Raw genomic sequence first — 20,045 nt, 5'->3', positions numbered from 1 at the left:
AATGGGTCATAAAAGTACCGTTTCTCTTACAATTACTAGCAAATTAGCTATGACATTGGTGGAGGTACTTTTAAAAATATCTCTCAAGAAGCCCCCTCCAGAATTGCGAAAGACCAGCTAATTCACAAAAACTCCTGTTATGACGCTATGATGTACACCTAAAGAAGCTAGGGTAAGAGGTAGTTGTTTTTAATCACCAACTAACCAGAACGTGATAGTCATTACCACTTCTGTTATTACCGAACCACAATAAGTTAAAGAGAATCACGTACTTGTGCAGTCTGAGGTATTTACTTATCCACTAACTATCTTAAAATTCTACCTTTTGGAAGGAAATTTTCTTCGTGAGGTACTCCAAACGTCATACCGGAATTCGTTTATGACGTTTAAAAGACGACTTAATTTGGAATATTCGTTATGCGGGTAGGAGAAGCAGTTCGACTATATGGAGCCGGAAAAAACGTTTTGCACATTAGAGAAATTAATCACAGACCCATGCTGACCAGGGTTATGAACGTTTTTATAGAAGCCTTCTTATAAAAACGTATTAGTACAACTCGACAAGAAATAGTTTTATTAAAAGCAACTTGTTTAAATTATATAGAAAATTGTGGGGGTTAAAAACGTAGGCCCGTACTCGTGCTATTTTTGCTTTACCCGATACGTTTAGCGCCAGATTAAATCGTTATACAAAACACTAATCGACAAAATCAAATGGATCGAGAACGCCATCTTAATAAAAATCTACGGGAACAAAAAAAGCTTATTAGAGAAGAGAACTCACTTATCGGAGAACGGGAAGAAAATTGGTCCTATTCAGTAATGTAAATGGATATCATGGGAGTAAAACTTCGCGTAAATGTCAAAAATTTGAACTACGTTTACCTTACATCAAAAATCTTTATTTTGCGAAGAGGTTTGGCATTACTCTTTTTCGTTTTCATAAATAAAATAGGACAAATTAACATAATGATAGTCTTTCATTTATAACTGACTCGTTGGGCAAATTATTACGTGGACCAGGACACCATATTTGTTGCGATGAAAAATTTTCAACGTCCGCAACTAAAACTGCATGAAATCTCTGATTAAGAAGTAGTAAAAATTATCGCCGATTAAAAAAATTGAGGACTATTTATCGGAATCCCCATTATTCGGTTTGGTCGGTTGAACGGCGTGAAAAAGATTAAAGGACTCGTGTCAGGTGTTGCAACCACGAAAAAAAGGATGTCTTACTAACTAATAGGAATATAACGACAAGTTAAAATTTAGATTCGAGTCCGTACCTCAATCAACTACGAGAATTAACCAGTTCAAGAAGTGAATAGACGTTAAGTAAAGGCCGACTGTCTGAATTCTTGTCCGGGGGATGGAGTAGTGGGTTATGTGATAACATTTCGGAAGAATGAACTAGTTTTATCGATCTTTTATTTGCTACGAACCACCAATTTAAAAATTCTTATCACAGGACCTGGAAAAAATGTATTCCATCCCGTAGTAAACCCAGTTGGTGTCGTTATTATAGTAATAACTAATGGTCCGAAAGACTTCTCCGCTAAAAATACGATGGGTACGAATTATTATTTCCCACGAGCTGAAGCTAATCTCGGCCTTCTGGAGCGCATAGATAGGCACATAGTTTTAGGCGTATTCAAGGTTCGAATATTTATAGGAGATAGGTAGCGTTTTATAGTGAACGTTGACGGTTTAAAGGGGGGGCGGGGTTCGTGAATTAAAGCAAACTTATTACGAGGTTGTTAACCACGAGTCAAAGTAACAAGGGGAAATTTCACCGTTGTAGGTATCCTCATTATACTACAAATAATGTTTTGACGAAATCCAGAAGGACTCGGAACCCTAAATCGTTTGCCCTCAGTATATGTTTTACTTAAAGTAGTAGTCCTAAATTTATTGCGTAAAATTACTCCGCAAAAACTAAAAGATTCAAATTTTTTGATAAAGATAGAACTGATTCGGTTTAAAACTGTACCGCTACCCCCAATTTAACTATAGCGTAATTGAAGAGAGTAAGTTTACTTTTTAGTGCCCTAAAATAGACTCTTACGAATTCTTTAATAATTATACGAGTAAATAACTAAAAAGGTTCGTGTTTAAAAAAAAACATTTTTTAAATAAACAATTAGTTCGGAATTCGAATTCACAAAATGTGACTATTTTTCAGTTCTCCTCTAATTGTACAGTTTGTTTTTTGAGTGACTTGCAAACTTGATACTCGAACTACTCGATCCACAAGGTCGGAATTACTGGCTTGCACAAGTTCATACAAGATTTGATAAACTTAATGGATTTAAATTTTATCTCCGTGATAATATACCACAACGAGACCTACGAGGAAGATACGTCTTTTAACGACTACTCGAACTCCACTCAAAACTAACCGATAATCCAGTTCGTTACCTTTTTTGTGCTGTGATTAGGGTCTTGAGGGCACAATTGTTTTGATTATGCCCTCAATAAAGAAAGAGTTATAAAAATAATTTTAACCGACAGATTCACTCGGAGACCCGTCAAGGACAAACTGGCTATACAAAACAGTATGATTAGACATTAATAGATAAAATAAGTTCCCTATGGTACCGTACCTTAGCAAAGAAATCGTCTCGCACAATGAGATCGTTACTTAGTAAGAAATCGAGACCTCAAAGAGCTTTATTTACACAAGATTAACAAGAATAGCCTGAGAACAATTGAATATGGTGGTACCGCTCACGGGACTTACATCTTGACTCGCTCTGTTCGGGACGTAGTGGACGTCATAACGTAGTTCTGCTTAGCGATATACAAGAATAAGTAATAGTTTCGCTCCTCGGTAATGCAAAGGTCCGTTATCCTTTTATAGAACCTGTCCTTTAGTTCTGATTATAGGCATACTTAGGGAGGGTTCGGATGGGACATCCACTGCCAGTTCGATAACGAACCCACAGAATAAAGTCCCTTTGTTTCTAGCTAAGTTATTACCAGTGACAAATATTACGGTTAACCGTCGGAGACCTTTGAGTCAGGTAGAGCTAAAGCCGATTTACCCTCCTCCTATTCCTATGTTATAGCTTAGGGTTCCGAAGAACCCAGTTACTCAACTTAGTTGTCGTCGTTCGATCACACTTTTATGGAGTTCTTGGAGAAAGTTGAACCCTATAAGATAAGCACGTTAATGAAATAAAAAGATAGGGGTATATGACCTAAAATGTCGAATCTAACAATACCTTTACCAGCCCATCGACCGCCTTCGAACGAACGTAAGGAAATAATTAATCAGAAGGAAATGACCAAATATGACAAAAGCGTAACAAACGTCCTAGATTAAACACCGGTAACTACTACGAGAAATAATGTGGACAATGAAATAATTACAACAATTAGTAATACCCCATATTTTTTTACTCCCGTTTATCAACTACCATCGTAGACGGGTAAATGGAATTAAAAATATTCATTTTGGGCGTTAACATATTTATTGTAGACTTTTAATTTTAATGGGAACTAAATATCAGCAACCTTACACGATAAAAAGTTGTTTTTTCGAAACGAAACTTAACAATTATTATTTCCTTATACTGTTACAGTCTTTTTTATTTTCCTTGTCACTTTACCAAGTTACTTGCGTTTCCAAAACCTAAATAAGTTTCGTTACCGGTCCTCATAAAACATGTAAAATCGAGGTAAGATCCCTTACCAAAATTTTGTGAAGCCCTTCCACTACGCCAAAAAAAATTTGTTCCGTTTCCTGTCTTTCCAGAAAATCGCCTCCTTCACGTTCATCAAATCAAAAAAATACCGGTAGATTTATAACCGCTCGGTTAACTATTAACAATCCTGCAACATCTAAATTTATTCAATTACTTTGGGTTATAACTTAAAGCGCCCGGGACCGGGCGTTAGGAAGGTCATTTTAGGTATAATTAAGACAAAGCTATAATTATGTAACTTTGTCTTGTTACATAATAGTGTACTTAACCACGAATGCGGAGTTAAAGAAGACCGTTTAGTCGTAGTTAGAAACTACTCTTAAGTAAAAAGTAACGTATAAAAAAGTTTTCTATTTGGTGCTAAGGTAGCTAAACTAACAGATAAAGAAGTTTGCAGAGATACAAAAATAACAGGTATTACTGAGGTAAGAAATCCAATGAGATTACATAATTAGCTCGATGTCGCGTTGATTCGAAAATGTATACTTTGTAACTATAATTATGACCGTTTAGTCATTCGGACAAACTACGAACTTAGCGGTTTATTTTAAGCTAACTTTTAGTAAGATCAGATAAGCAAAAGACCTTATTTCACAAACACTTGAAGAATTAGTCGTTAACGACGATAAAATTAAAGGTATATGAAAAAAATTGTTAGCACCTAGCACGAATATTTTAATTCCCTTTGTCCATACGTAACGTAAGGAGACCTTCCGTCGCAACTGAACCAATGCTAATTCAAGTTGCGATGTTGCCGTCTTATTAAATAGAATTCGAAAACACTGCAAGCAAAAGTATATGTATGGCCGAAGTTTTACTGGGCCCTATAATGTCCGCTACTGTTGCAGTACAAAGCTTAACCGAAATTTAAAGGTCCAGTTAGAAAACCAAAGCGGTCCCAATTGTCATTAACATAACGGTAGAAGTACTTGGTAAGGACCGTATCGTGCGTAGTAAAAAACCACACGAAAAACAAGCAGAAGTAGTGGATATCTTTTGAGTACACGATGGAAAGGGTATAAACATTGAAGTTTACACTATTAAAGCGGTAGTACTTTAAGCCCAAAAACACTTTTTCATTTCGCGTATAGTAGGCTACGCCAGTGAAAATAATAAAACCATCAAAAACAACGTACGCGCCCTGAAGGTTAACTCGAACAAAGTACCACTCTTACCCGTTTACTACTTAATTATCTTTAAGGACTTTTCTTTGGTCGATTTTATTAATAAGAACTTTTACGACATCAGTATAAACTTTAGGACATTTGTTATAATACTTACTAAGATTTTGGAGAATCACATAGTAAAAGAAAGTTTTTATCTACGAGATAATAGGCTCGGGAATTCCGAAACCGTTTTTAACTAAGGATACGCTGATAAATCATAAATCCCCTAAAACATTAACTTTCGATCCCATTTGGGAATTCAGTGGCTTACATAAAGTATTACCAAAGTAAAATTTTCTTGAGTATGTCAAATTAAACTTTTTTCGTCAACGTCAATAGTTATTACATGACTTAACTGTCAAAAAAAGTCTAAATATGAATCGGAAATGGAGCAATAGTTAATGAGATATTTTGAAATACGCTGAACAAACACGTGAACTTTTTTTAGTTTGTTCGGCGATTTCGGGAGTTCTTTTACCTTGTTATTCCCTACTTAAAACAGATTATTTTTAAAACGATGTCCACGACACCACGGTTTATTATAATATCTAACGTACGGAACTTAGCTCAAACCCAAATAACTCAGTCAATACCATTAATTTACCATATTTTGAATTCATTTAGTCCAATGTGACTTTATCATAATCCCTTATTTATTAATTTCCATTCCTTACGCGATGTAACCAAAATGGCAATAAAATCACTACTCGAAGTGTACAAAACTTCGCAATCGCCACCGAGGGGAATGTAAGTTTCTTCGAAATCTCTAACGGATAGCATTATTAGGACTTAACGTTCGTCTTTACCTATTTCGTGTCCGCTACGCTCCAATAAAATAGGTTTCGCCGGAAATAGGGTTAGGAGTTGACTGCAATTGACGTCTTTTAAAACCACCAAGTCCGTCGATAAGCCCAATACTTCGTCGTCTTTGATGCCGTAGACACTGGGTCGGGTAAGGAAACCCCGTAGCGGAACTAATAGAATTTTTTCGTTGAATACGTCTAATAGAGCGTAGAAACCGAGTCTAATTCCAAGTCTTTCGCCGTGAAATATAGGAACAGCCGCACTGGATACAACTGCGAAACATACGTCCTGTTACCGTAGTTCATTGATTTTTCGATTAAGTGAACTTACTCGCCTAACACCGACGTTAACTCGCTGCGCAAGTTCGACCTCATCCATGGCTTAACCTAAACGCTAATCGCGTTTCTGCAAATCCACTCCGGGCGTAGGTCCTTTTTTTTCGCTACGCACTACGTGAAAGAGTTGCTCGTTTCGAACGAGCAAATAATCCCCTACCTAATTTTTAACTGTTTGGGAACCACCTATTTCCGAACGGACTGCATCATAATCTAACCCGTCGAGAGAATTTTTTTAACGGAGTTTCAGGCGTTAATTAGGTTTACGTTGACGTTGAAGCGCGATTTGCGCGTTGGTAATGGCGTCAATTTTTTAGTCAAACCGGATTAAATTTATATGTTAATCCTCCAGCAGTAAAAAGACTACTACCCTCATTACGGCGTCATTAAAGGCGCAAACGTCTTCACGGGCAAAAACTAGCTTTAGTTCCTTTTTAAGACTGCCGTCTTCGCGTTATATGCGTTTGACGTGTACGGATAGTTCCTTGTGCTGAACTACACGCTGTTTTATAAATATTACAAAAAAACGTTCGCGTCGTCTCAGTCATGCTTCACTTAAACCAGTGACTTAGAGATAACGGTAATCGAGTATTTAGCTAGTTTGACCGGTCTCTACCCATAGTTTACCCTGCTATATGGATATAGCTTAATAGATGACGTAATTTATGCAATATGCTTCTCCTTGCTGTAATAGTTGTTCGGGTACGGCTAATAGTATTTTGTAATTAAGTCGAATGCCCTGAAAATCCCGAGTTAGGCTGATTCCTCTCATTTACTTTAAAGGTTTTAGTCCTCCAAGAATAGACAATAACGAACAAGAAAATGATCCCAATTCAAACTAAAACACCCCTCCATTCTTATGAGTACGTTGCCTACTTCCTTCAGTTGTTCTTTGGACCCTTTCCCCCGGTGTCCCGCCAGCGAATAAATTTCGTCCACTAAACCGCAACCTCGAAAATTATAAACTTGCGCCCTACGGCGGGGTAAAAGCTCGTATGTAAATATTCTTACCCTTTCAATAACGGGGCCTATTTCACGTAAATTGAGAAAATAATTGGGCTAAATTACCATTTTTTCCCTTCCAAAGGAAATAAGTCCGTTTAGTAAAAAATCTTTCATTGCTTCACTAAGCGCTTGGGGTGAGAAAACTACAGTGCCAAGTTAATCTCATAAATCCTTGATTCTACTTAACCTCAATACGTAGAATACTTCCTGCACATCGCTATCCTCGGCATCAAGAATTCCGTCGGCTCTAGGTCTGACGCCATCGCGTTTCAGTACTTTAGTTTTGAGTTAACTTACATCATCCTTTTTAAGAGGGGTTAGCACTATGTAACCGTGGCTATATACGCGCGATAGGTCCCTAATAATTTAGTTACCGATTTTTAGAACCACTCCTCCAGTGTTTTCCCCTGCATAATCGGTGACAACTTTCATTACTTTCAAATGTTTTGATGTGATAATGTCGTGGTTAATGGCCATGACAACACGTTTTTTTACGATGTTTACCCCTCAATTGAGTTTTATGGTTTGGCTAAATACTCCATCGCTTAAATCGCTTACATACCCGACTAAAGTGAAATATAGCATTTCTACGAGGAGAACACTTCGTTCCTTACCTACAATAACAGTGACCTCTACTTCCTTTTGGATTTCGGAACTCGTGTTAAAGGATATAGAGTGGAAATCCTTAACTTCTGTCAGTTTGCTTAAATCGCGCACGATAAGAAGGGTTACTCCTCGCACAGACCAACGGTCCTTACATGTAATTACCACGCTAATAGTAGTTATTTTTTTGTCAAGGTCACCGACAAGGAGAGAGACGTTAGGTCTTTTACTTACTTTTTCTACACCAAAAACAAGTCGTTCCTCTAATAAAACTCCGTTGAGGACAAGAAAATCCTCTCCTTCTACCCGTTACCCGTCTCCAAGAAAGTCCAGAACTACGACCAGTTGCGATACAGTCATTTTTGTCAAAGATATAATTTCGCCTTAATCCGTTCCTTCCACGGTCAGTACTTCTAATTCCTATGTTCTACGAACTTTTTTAATATGTGAAGAGTGATTCTGTAGCAACCAAGCAGGAAAATAAATGTTATTAATAACGCTAAGAACCACAGATATTAAAGGTTGCGGAAGGTTAACTACGGCATGGACTATAATGATTGCAGGTTCATGTTTAATTATGGGTTCGGAGCCCAATAAGGGGCAAACTTCATCTCGTTGCGTAGTGTAAAGGATAACTTAACCGCTACTCACCAGACGGATTAAATCTAATGTGCGCAAGAAATAGCGCAATACCCAATAGGGTTCAATGACACCATAAATTTCTACCCTGCTTATAAATAAAACGTGCAGTCAACTAGTTACTTGCAAACGTTCTCCAATTTCTATTTGAAGGGCGTCTTCGTCTTTGCTGTAATCCAGGATAGAGATGTCCAAACCCACTCTATAAATACATGTAACACTCCTTATTCAGATTACACGGACTTCGGGTTGCAATATTAAGATGTCTCGAAGCATGCTAAGTTCTAACCGAGTAATTTGGCGTCAATGCATTACACCTTCCGCAACGTCTCCAATTATGTTAACCTCCAATACTTTTCGTTAAAGTGTAATGTGGACTTGGCTCGTTTGACCAAGCAATACCAAACTCAAATTTATCACACCAACTACGCAATGTCGCATTATTACGCTTACATCCCCGTCCTATAAAACTCGCGTTGCCACTCGTCTTAGAGTAAGCTTAAGGTCCCGTCCACTTTTTATATCGACTATAACTTTTATAACATTAGCGGTCAAAACTCCCTTGAGGACAGGCGTAGGCGCTACACCGTTTACAGTAAAATCCCTTTCTCGATGCGTGTCCACGACGTTGGCTTTTGTCGTTCCTTCACCACAATCCGTGCCATAAATACAACTACCCACTTTTGTCGGCGTGTCACAGCCTTGCGCACCGACGGTTCTACTTCCTTTAATTATTTAGTGAAGGGCTACCTCAACTCCGTCAATGACAAATATTGGCTTGGAGTGACCAATTGCGCTGTTAATTGTGCCAGTTCTTTTTAAATGAACTTCCGCGAAACGACCAAACACAGTAAAATAAAAATAAAAACCCTTTATAAGCGCGGCGTAACTAGTGACGATACCAATAAGGGAATAGCTACGATGACTGCTAATGCCCCTACCATTCGTTAGTTTAATCACGGTTAGACTACTCAAATCCTCGGGAACTAAAACCTGATTAGCAACTACCACGGCATTAATAACAACTTTTAACGTACTTTGTAAACCCCCTTGTTGTCGTAGCTGAAGTCGCATGAAATTTGGAACTTCTCGCGGATTTTCACTAGCGGATACGCTGATGACTTCAGTAGTCCGGGTCATAAAAACCACATAAATAATAATGACATCAAATAGAAGGATAGAATTGGGATTGCCCGCAACTCCCTTTTTACAAAAACGGATACCGCCTTTGTCACTAATAGCGTAATTACCGCAGCTACAATAAGCGGAATTGGAAACACGGTCGGCGCCACCGACATAAAGATTTCCCTGCGTAAGTTCTCTTTCTTTTAACCAACCATGTGGCGTAAAGTAATCCCATACGTGCTCAAAACGCTATAACAAAAGTACGTGCTATAACCGATTAATCGCGCCGACAGCAAAACCAACGGTAATCAGAAGACTAACGAAAAGCGAATCCACCACTTAAATAAGGTTCGGAACTACTTCCCCTATAACGGTACGTACGCTACGCATAAGGTCCATGCTCAAATTGGGTTCGATAACGCTACGTTCTAAATCAGCTTGTTTCCTAGTTCGTCAAAGGGCTTCATGTCTAACAAAAAAGGTTTAACCCATGTCGGCTTCAGCGATGTCTAGGTTACGGCGGATTGCACCGACTATGCAAATAATACGATTTTGGAGCATTTCTTACCGGACTAGGTTTTTTTCGTTTTGTTCTAAATCACGTTCTTTAACTTCTCCGAGACGTTGCTTAAGGTCCCTTATTAATACTTAAATGGGTCGGCTAAGTTTACGCGAAATTGCTTGATTAAAGTCCACACGCTTCACTACATCGCCACTTTCATAAACCTCTACTATACTCATGAAATGCGCTTTAACGACTTAGTTAATCAAGCGTCGAATTCTTTTATGGGCCGCGACGACTACACTTTCATCTCGTCCATTCACCAAATGGCGAAGAGTGATAACTTTATTTAGCTCTATATGACCGAGCAATACCTAACGTCCGTCCATGTCAAGTTCTACGATAACAGTAACGTTGTCCACCATTCTTTCCCCCGCTCGAAAAACTTCCTCTATTTGCAAAACTAAATTAGCATGCGAATGGTCTTGGGAACGCATGTTCAAGACTCCATAATTCCGTTTAAAAACAAGGTAACGGTGGTCGTTTTCTACCGCTCGAAGTAAAATATGGAAACTCACTTAATCGATTTTGTCATGCATCACTTTCGGGATTAGTTTAATCGGCCCTCTCACCATTCGCCGCTCACCACCAATGCCGCTTACAGTCTTTAGCGCTAAATTCAAGCAAACATTTACTTCGGTTTGTTGCATAACTTGCATTACAGGTTAATGGATCACCGATAACCTAATTAACCCCTCCCGTCAAACTTGTTAACGTTAGGCGCAGAGTTGCAAATTTCGAACACCATGGGCAATGTAATAATCCATAAAAAAATAATGACAAATACTCAAAGCCATTACAGGCCTTACGTGATAATCAAAAAAGACCATAAGGGGAACGAGATTGACCACCTCATAAACGAAACACAAATGCTCCATAAGGAAACAGGTAAAGACGTCCCCATCCCAAATAACGGAATAGACCCCACCGACAAAATTTACCAGAACACTACTAATGAAAATAATTGTTCAACGCACTCGTCTTGTTTAAGATAAATTTTCTACGCCATAACGTCCCAAGTAACCGTTCCGAATCCGGTCATGACTACTGTCGTGACCAACGAAGAAACCCTAAACATGGGTACCGTAATCGTTGTCCATGGCCAAGTCTTCATGTTTCCGGAAATCGCTGGCACCAATAACCGCCTTAATAAAGAAGATGGAAAAATTGTGATGACCAAAACGGACCAAATATAATACACAAAGTAGTTGCGGTATTTTTCTTATTTACTTAAAGCGATAATTTTCAGTTAGCGTAAGAAAAATCGCACTTAACACAAACGTCAAGGAAATTCCATTAAATATAAATATATGTTTTATAATGGGTACCTTCCATGATACCGGTTATACTAATAAAACCGTCGTGCGTTAGGATGTAACTGAAAAAAATAAAATCCAAACAATAAAAGAGAACGTCTTACCAACTAGGTTAAGTTTGAATACCTTTTTCGGTTTTAATAACTTTAATATAAAAGGACCAAAAACGACAAATTATAACCAGACCGAAAACATAAGTTGAAATATTACGTACAGAAGAAACCGCTAAAATGGCGTGTCAAATAACCGACCGGTGTTTCGGGCAAAGTTTACCTTAACCCTAAACAATCAAACCCTTAACCACATTTACCCTATTAGTCGAAATCTTCATTTCAACGCAAAGCACGACGTTGTTAATATCAAGGACGGCATAAGAATACCCCTCGACGACCACACGTAGAAAAAGTTTACAAATGACGGGTATTAAAGCTTGGTCCATTACGCCCATGACATAAAACCTGACTATAATATTACGGTCGAGAGCGAAAAGATAATGAGCCCGACGTTATAGCTTTAGGCGAATAAGCTATTCGCCTCGGAGCTCGGACTTAGAAGAAGTGTAACGACTTTTTGATTAAGAAGAGACGTATACGAGATAAAAATCACATAATCCACGTAAACTGTTTTGACTATATACATGGTCTTAAAATATTTACAGTATCTATTATACCTCCACACAGTACTCGTTCCATTGTGTTAAATTTTTTCCCTGGGGTTCGTTTCCAAGTAGGTCGTTTCCTAGGAGGTAAGTTTAATTAGCAAGTGTTTTAGGTAAAAATTCAGAAGTTTTACTTCATCTAGCTAATAAATCGCTAAAATTGCTAAAAAAAAGGGGTAGATCTAAATTAACCCCGGTTAAACTTTTTTACCTAGAGCGAGGAAGTTACCTGTAACAACTTCTATTTCTCGTAAAAACACAAGTTAATCTTTACGGACCATACCTACTTTTTCTATAATTTCATCGATATAGACTATTAGATGAGTGATAATCACCGCTTTTTAGGTCAAGCTTTTTTTTACTCCCATTTTTTATATAAAGGGCTCTTTAATCGATACCTTCTATACTCGCGAGATAGAGAAATGGAAGTTCGTAACTACATCGATTTCGCTTTCGTTGGAAATTTTTCCCTTACGAAACCCAACTAAATGGATTTTTTAATCTTAGATTTTGTCCAAGAGCTCTATATTTCTAACTTGTTCGGCTTATCAAATTATTACGGGATACCGAATCGATATCCCGCTATGGAATTAATAATTCTAGGAGTCCGAAAATAGGTTTTTTATGCTTGATTTTGCATGTTCTAGCAGTACGGATCTTATCCCTATTGCTCTTTCCGTTCCTTTAATATTTTAGGATAAGATAAAAGGCGACTCCGTAATATTTTGAGAAATTTAAAAAAGGTATTTCTGTAATGTTTCATCGAGGTTAAGAACTAATTTAGAATAAAAGTCCTGAATGCTTTTTTTTGTTAGAGTGGCAATTTTTTACAAAAATTAAGCGAGTAAATCATATAGATTTTAGGGAGTAATTTTCGTAAAGCTTTCAGGACTAAAATATTCTAATATCGAGGTCGTATTTGGTTACTGTGATTCAATTCGAATAAGAGAGTCTCGGATGCAACGCGAATTGGGTCCAATCTTACTAATTTTTAATAGTAAATTGTTCAACACTAACTGTCAAGTTTTTCAGTTTTAGTGGCTCCCGTCGCGGTTTAAAACGTGAACGAACTTGGTCTCATAGACATTAGTGACGAAGTTATTACAGACATTCGCCACAAAGAAATATCGCAGAGTACCTAAATTCCGCAAAAAGGTTTAAAACAGGTCGTTAACAGACGCCCAACCATACTAAGTTAACTTTAACAGGATCTGGTTAAAGTGACCAATAGAATAAGTTACGTAGAACTATACTTCGTCAGTATGACCTAAATTAGCAAACATGATTTCTATGTTGTCATCTTGGAACAAAATCATTGACTCGTGTATATAAACGATTAAGTAACTAGAGTAACTCTATTGGAACAACCAACGCATTGTAATTATAGAAGTACCTTCTTTAACGAAATCTTGGTTGGTCCACATATAGATGTCAAAGACGTCAATGGAGTTTTTCAAAAAGATTGCTCTTATACCTAACTAAACGAAGTCAAAAAGGAACGTGTCATCTGAGGTTTTTTATCCTAATTCTATTTACCTAACAAGCCAACTTTATTATTACCCTTTTGTTTATTAACGTGTAATACACCACATAAAACGCGTAGACGTTTCTTAAAAAAATTTCAGATTTACGCGATATTATACATAGAAATAAAACTGGACAAAAAGTATCGCTCATTAATTTAACTAATGGTTAGCATACCTCGAAGCAAGGATAGTATGACTTTCAACATCAGTAAGGGTACTAAAACGAGTTACCCAAGATGGAGAAAGACCGAGATACCTCAATCTTCGTCCAATAATAAGCCCCCAACATCTATTAGTACAACCACATAAATAACGCGGATTACTTGCTGTAACAAAACGACCCTCAGTCCTTTTAGAAAAAAATCACTAACTACACTGAAGAGTGGTAGTCGAAAAACTCCTCGCGTCCAGCGTACGCAAATTAAATTGTCGCTCGTAATTTTTTGAAGAGATAAAATGTGTAGTAATAAACCGGCGAGTACTTCCTCTAAAAAAACGACTGAGAGACTAATTAGTTAATGAGTAAGTAAAACGACGGTTTAGAAAAAGTGGACTCAACCTGGTTTACCGCTAGTTCCGTTTTTTGACCTAACTAAAAGTAAAGCATCTCGGTCAACTACATTCATTTCACCGCGTCGTGACAGTAGACTCGCATTCGGTTAACGTTGCGGCTAAGTTTGAGCGAGATCCAACATCATACCGTCTCATAACCGCTAAATTTTTTAACGTGGTACGAGTCTTTAATGATAGAAGATTTACAACAAGATAACTTCGGTATCGTAAACGTCATCCAATACTTTTAAACAGACGCAAATCAGCTGCTAAGTCATTTCATAAGCCACTTAGAGGAAGAGTTACCTCTTATTTCCGCAATAGTCGTTTATTTTGCGCACTTTACCTATTAAGTTTGATTCAAATTTTAACTATTCGATACTTAAGCAAAAGTACGAAATAAGTTAGTAGATTAATAATACTTGTTTAGGTTACGAAGAAAAAAGGTCCCATACGAAAAAGAATAGAACCGAGTTTAATACCATCCGTATTTATAACATAAAAGGTTTATGCACGAGAGAAGCTAAGGTCAGAACCAATATAATTGTGAAGCAAAATGAAACCGCCGGTAGTAAAATAACGGAAACGTGACCAAATGTCGCCGATTTTTATTTGGCTAATCAATAATAAAAAGTGCAAACTTCGTGTCTCTGACCAAAAAATAACCGCGAGTCCGGCAGAGACGTCCTCACAACAAATTAAAGGAATAAAATAGCCCTAATTTAATGTGCCTACGATTACACCGGCCATAATAATGGTCGCAGAACGGACGTTAGTAACGCTAATACAGAACCTAGTAAGAACCACTTTTTTAAAGTCCATTCTTGCGGTAAACACATCCCAAACGGTGTGAACCTAATTAACAATAACGTACACTATTCGAACGACCTTAGGTTCACTTGGTAAGAAAAAACCCCCTACGTGAACAAAATTAAAGAGAGAACGGGCTTCGTTGGATAATATAAAATTCATTTTACGTACGATTAAGCGACGGTCATAAAGATTAAAGAAGCAATGAGTTACGTTAGTTACGATAAAATAATAACGAAACGAACTCAAAATCAAGAACCCCGCTAAATTGATAAGTAGGTAATCTAACCGAATAAAACTAGTAAAATCCAAATTCGAGTCCAGAAAAAATACAAAAAACCTTAAAACCCACAGTCTTTCATCTACCTCATTACCGAAGTAATAGATGACGCCACTACGGTAATCGATGTCATGAATAACGGACCTACGACGAACCACTTGCAAACTGAAAACCTGTCAGATATCCTTACCCTTACCAATAAGACAGATAACGACATATACGTTTTGCGATTCCGTCTATTATCGCGAGATTACCACGTTTCTCACCGAAAATCCGTTCTCATTCAGCTAAAATAAAACGTTGTAGAGGAGTTCGGTGCAATACTAAATGTTACGGGATTTAAAAAATCAAAACTAATGATACGGAGTAAACTAAAACCTTAATTCGTTATTATAACTAAGAGTCGTAAATTTAGTCAATAAACTATTCAATGTGGTCTACGAACGTCTTTTTGAAGGATGAGTTAATAGTTTAACGTCCTCGTCTACACAGCAAGTAGGGAACAAAATATAGCCCCTAGTCTCAGGTCGTTTACGAAAACATGTAAATTGAGACTTTTACGAAGGACCTTCTCTACTACGCTTCTTTTTTTCGTATCCATTCCTCGAAAAACTAAATAACCTATTAAAAAAGTCTTGTCCGGTTTTACTTAATTTATAGTACAATAGACATCTTCAAAATCTAAACCTATTAGTAATAAAATTTCCGATTTCATAACAAAAGGACTTGACCTAAAGATTAAGTCCGATAAGAGTTTACTATTCTCGCCCTAAGATTACTAACGCGTTTTTTTTACCCTCGTAAAGAGAGTACTTAGTCTATATCCCCACTCCCCCATACCGAGATGAAATAGACTTCGGAAACGGTACCCCCGAAATCGAGACTGGTTACAATAATGATTAAGTGTTAGTCAGGTTGGAAGGTTCTGTAACGTACATTCCACACTCCGTGGCTTAGTCCTCTAAAATAAACAGCTAACCAATTTACGGTAATAAATATTGTACCGTCAAGTGTTGTACGAGAAATCAGTCAAGCTACAAAGGTAATTTCTAAACGCCAATTGACGATATTAACGTCCTCTCGTTCATCTATATTTCGCCGTAGTTGGGCGGCATCTTCAGTTTCCACGATGCAAGTGTCTTAATTTCCACATAGTGTCGTTATTGTAAACCCACCGTGTTACACAACATCTGCACATTCCGCATTTAAGTAAGTTATACGAGAACCCTGAATTCCATCTTTTAGTTACCTGAACTTGGACAACCTTTTTTATTCACTGAAACTTACCGCTTAAGGGTTTGTACCCTTTTACGCACACGGACCCTAATAAAAACGGAGTCTTCTTAACTAGGAGTTATACCTATACTTTCAGATACTTGTTCAGTGATTACATCGTTGAAACGGTCCATAACAAGTCCCTAGGATACGCTACGGACTACGTGTAACCCCTATACCTAAGGGATAGCCACCACAACGCCGTAAACTAGGTCTGTTACTTCCACAACAGAGACGACCACCACAACCAAAACTATAAAGAACACCTCATTCTGATAATAGATGACCCGAATTTGCACTTCTTAAACTTGGAATATTCCTTGTTGACCGTCTGCGCGAAAAACGCGTATAAGGACGCCCACATCCTTCATTTTCAGCGTAATTAGATTGCTACTTTGTTTACCTACTATACAACGTACCGCCACGACAAACCCGACAGTTCGTTCCTATACCACTTACCCTGCTAAACCTCGCTTAACTTCTATTACCAGCTCATCTTCCGCGTAATGGACTCGTACAAAGACTTGTACGGTTTTTCGCTGTTTTTTTACTTTACCCATGAAATCCGAGACCGTTAGTAATAAACCTTTAAGTTCTTCATGTATGTCATATAACACTTTTTTGGCGACGGCGTAAACCAAACCGAGTCCCCCTACACCAACATTCATAGGTAACACCAAGAGCCCCAAATCCGGTAGTTTATCCTTGACTAAAGGACGCAAGCTACAATTAAATACGTGTCGTCGTACCATAAGTTGAATAACTAGCGCTTAATCGTACACGCGGTTAAGCGAGTGGTTACCCCCTCGCAATAAATCCACGCTACGCAAGTCCTTAATTAACACGAGACCGTTTAGCTCTTTAGTAATGAGTAAAATACGCACTGCAAAAAGTTTTACTCTACGGTCCTTGGGTTTATTTTGAGTAGATACTACATAGGGTATTATGGACGTTCCTTCTTTGTGTAGTCCATCTCCCGTTCTGCTACGCAAATATACAAGTAGCGTTTCCTCGTTGAGCTCGAAAACCGGGCCCCGTGGGAGTTAATTGTTTTCGAAAATCGGTACATCCAGTTGGCCAGTAATAACCGCCGTCGTACCCTTGTCGCAGAATACAAGAACATCCTCGTCGTTCACGACTTCTATTTAGAAAACCAAGACGAACAGTACCACGTCCTGCACGCTACTCAGCTGTAGTTCGTTGATTTGATACCGCTCCATCGCTTTAGCAACTCGCTAATCGTGTTGTTCCGTAAAATTAAGCGTCATCGAGGATAGCACCACAACGTCTTCTTCGAGGGCTCCGGATATTCTTACAACTAAAGCAACAACTGAGCCGCGTTCGTAGGCCCAATTGGGTTTTTCAGCGTTTCGAATTCGGGTAACATACACAGTTTCCTATTAGATCGATAGGGTACCGTTAAACGTAGCACATAATTTTCCTAATTCATGATAAAAGTTACTTTCTCGTCCAATTACACTGTACTCGTGGAGACAATAGAATGTAGGCCAACGCGGTAAATTCAACCTAATATGACAAAAACGAAACGCGTCCTCTTCATTTTTATTACAACTAGAAACCCTACCCGTTGTAATGTGTTCTGATAACCAATATCTGTTACACGGACAGTTTCACCAAGAACTTGTTTTTTTTCCTTAACTACTCGGGCTTGAAAACGAGAGATATCTTTCGCTCGGAGTACTCAATAGACGTTGGGCTTAGTAACTACTTGACCTCTACGAGGACCCTAATTTCGCGTTAGACGTACTAAAAATAGTTTAGTGTGTTGTTCTGGGAGTTGATTTAGGGGAACAAACGGTTAAATACCCGGAATTTGGTGGTGCTAAAGGGAGATAAAAACTTCGTGACCAATTACGCTAAAGGACAGTCGTTTATAGCGACCTACGACCTAACGTTTAAGTTTTAGCGAACTGACTTAAAGATTCGTATTCTGATTTCCTTTTTCTCGTTCACAAGATACGTAAAGGCGTTCGCCTACGTCAACGGTTAACGTGACAAAGACTTAACTTTTTTTATCCGATATCGTGGGTATTTTCACTTTGCGACTAGGCTGAACGCCGTCGCTAGCAACTACTATTTAGTTCAAAATCAAGAAACCTTTTATTTAGTTTACTCCTCCATTAATCGAAAAATACAGCGAAATTTCCTTATCCCGCAACCTGACGCCTCATACAAAATAATGCGCCGAACCCCGCTTAGCTATAAAAAGGTCCGCTACTATAACCGCGTGTCTTGTTAAATGTAGTTAATGAGGTAGAACTATTCTTTGGGCTAATATTTTTTTATCCCCTTTAATGACGTTTTACCGTGGGGATACGTCCTGATCAAATAAAGGTAAATAATAATTTTTTCAATGTACTTTTTTCTCGTGATTTTATTAACAAGTTCGAGTTTTTAGTTAAGCTATTTTCCGAAACAAAACACTATTAAGAACATATTTTAATACTCGAATCAAACACTTTGGAAAGTGTATTCCTTACACAGCTTACCTAGTAGATAGGAGTTTAAGTTCACGACTTGGATATCGGAGCCTATTTCAGAGATTACATAATTTTACCTAAGACAATTAATGACGTTAGTAGACAAAATACTAGAATTAAACCCCCTGGATATTTTGGATAGTCGAACAAGGAGGAAATGGCGTCGTTAAAGTTAGACGAAGCCCTGTCTAGCACTACTGGCGGCTACTATATCAGCGTCCGTTTCGTCCCAAAGTTGCACGTCTGGAGTACCTAATACCTTCAGAAATACCATACCCAAGAATAAAACCTCTCCTAATATGCCGTTTTATAAATCATTCGGAACCAGCTTAATATCTCCTATTTTATCGTGTTGTTGCAAAGCCGTTTTGAAAGGACTTAGACCGTCTTCCTCTCGTTATGCAACACGCGGTCCGTTACGTCGCTCTAGATGTTGTTTGCCTAGACTCAGTTGTTTGGTCATACAACAGCGTTGGTCAACGACTACGTTATAACGTTGACGCCTTAGTTTAAAGTGTTTGGGACGAATTAGTACTACGGCTTCGTCCAACCTGGTTTCGCATGTCAAACTTACTCGTTTGACGGAATGTTTGGCGACTGAAAGAATAAATAAGAAGCGAGTGATGCTAACGAGTATCTGGTCCTGTTTTATCAAGTATATGGTTATTAACCGGGATACTTGGATGATACCCATTATGCGGATGTCGCGTATGAAAAATAACCTGAACCCATAGCAAAACAAAACATAAAAACCCAAAACCGCGCCATGAAATATAAATAGTAGCTATAAACTCATGAGGACTACTAAGTAAATTTTGTGGTCACAAAAACCCCAAACTCGGTGACTGTGGTTCAGTCGCGTTCCATCCCGTTATAAAACAACAGCAACGTGACCAAAACGATTAAGTTTAGCGACATCCACGGTAATACCGCGTAATAATGTGTCTCGCATGACCAAAAATACCTTATTTATAATTACTAATAAATGGGAAATTAAAGAATGCACTACATGTGTAGGTTTGTGGATATCAGACCTAGCGAGAAAGTACCCACTCACGACGACAAAAATACCGTGGCGAATAATCATTTTTTCTTCGCTTTGCTGTTCCAAAAAAACAGCTAGACGACAAAACCCAGTGAAATAAATAACAACCACCTCGGTAACAGCCATTAATAAACCC

Annotated in this window: 3 protein-coding genes; all 3 read right to left on the bottom strand. The window is 38.0% G+C overall.

All coding sequences use genetic code 11. The features are described from left to right. Nucleotides 1-8,994: 8,994 nt before the first annotated feature. The 3 genes from DGG96_RS03660 to DGG96_RS03650 all read right to left on the bottom strand — a co-directional run bounded on the left by DGG96_RS03660 (nucleotide 8,995) and on the right by DGG96_RS03650 (nucleotide 20,035). On the bottom strand, nucleotides 8,995-9,399 hold the full coding sequence (locus DGG96_RS03660; protein ID WP_110141619.1) for a hypothetical protein: 405 nt from the start codon (nucleotides 9,397-9,399) through the stop codon (nucleotides 8,995-8,997). Between the two features lie 7,419 nt (nucleotides 9,400-16,818). Then, entirely contained in the window at nucleotides 16,819-17,031 is a 213-nt protein-coding gene (locus DGG96_RS03655; protein ID WP_110141618.1) for a hypothetical protein, read from the bottom strand. 2,704 nt (nucleotides 17,032-19,735) lie between these two features. After that, nucleotides 19,736-20,035 (bottom strand): hypothetical protein, encoded by a 300-nt coding sequence (locus tag DGG96_RS03650; protein ID WP_110141617.1) that lies wholly within the window; start codon nucleotides 20,033-20,035, stop codon nucleotides 19,736-19,738. Between the last annotated feature and the right edge of the window lie 10 nt (nucleotides 20,036-20,045).

The organism is Legionella qingyii (genome assembly GCF_003184185.1).
The sequence above is the reverse complement of the archived record's forward strand: the minus strand, read 5'-3'. Positions and strand labels throughout refer to the sequence as shown.

Excerpts from the sequence above, each read along its gene's own strand:
- DGG96_RS03660 (WP_110141619.1), bottom strand. The coding sequence starts at position 9,399 with ATGACCCGGACTACTGAAGTCATCAGCGTATCCGCTAGTGAAAATCCG.
- DGG96_RS03655 (WP_110141618.1), bottom strand. The coding sequence starts at position 17,031 with ATGAATGTTGGTGTAGGGGGACTCGGTTTGGTTTACGCCGTCGCCAAA.
- DGG96_RS03650 (WP_110141617.1), bottom strand. The coding sequence starts at position 20,035 with ATGGCTGTTACCGAGGTGGTTGTTATTTATTTCACTGGGTTTTGTCGT.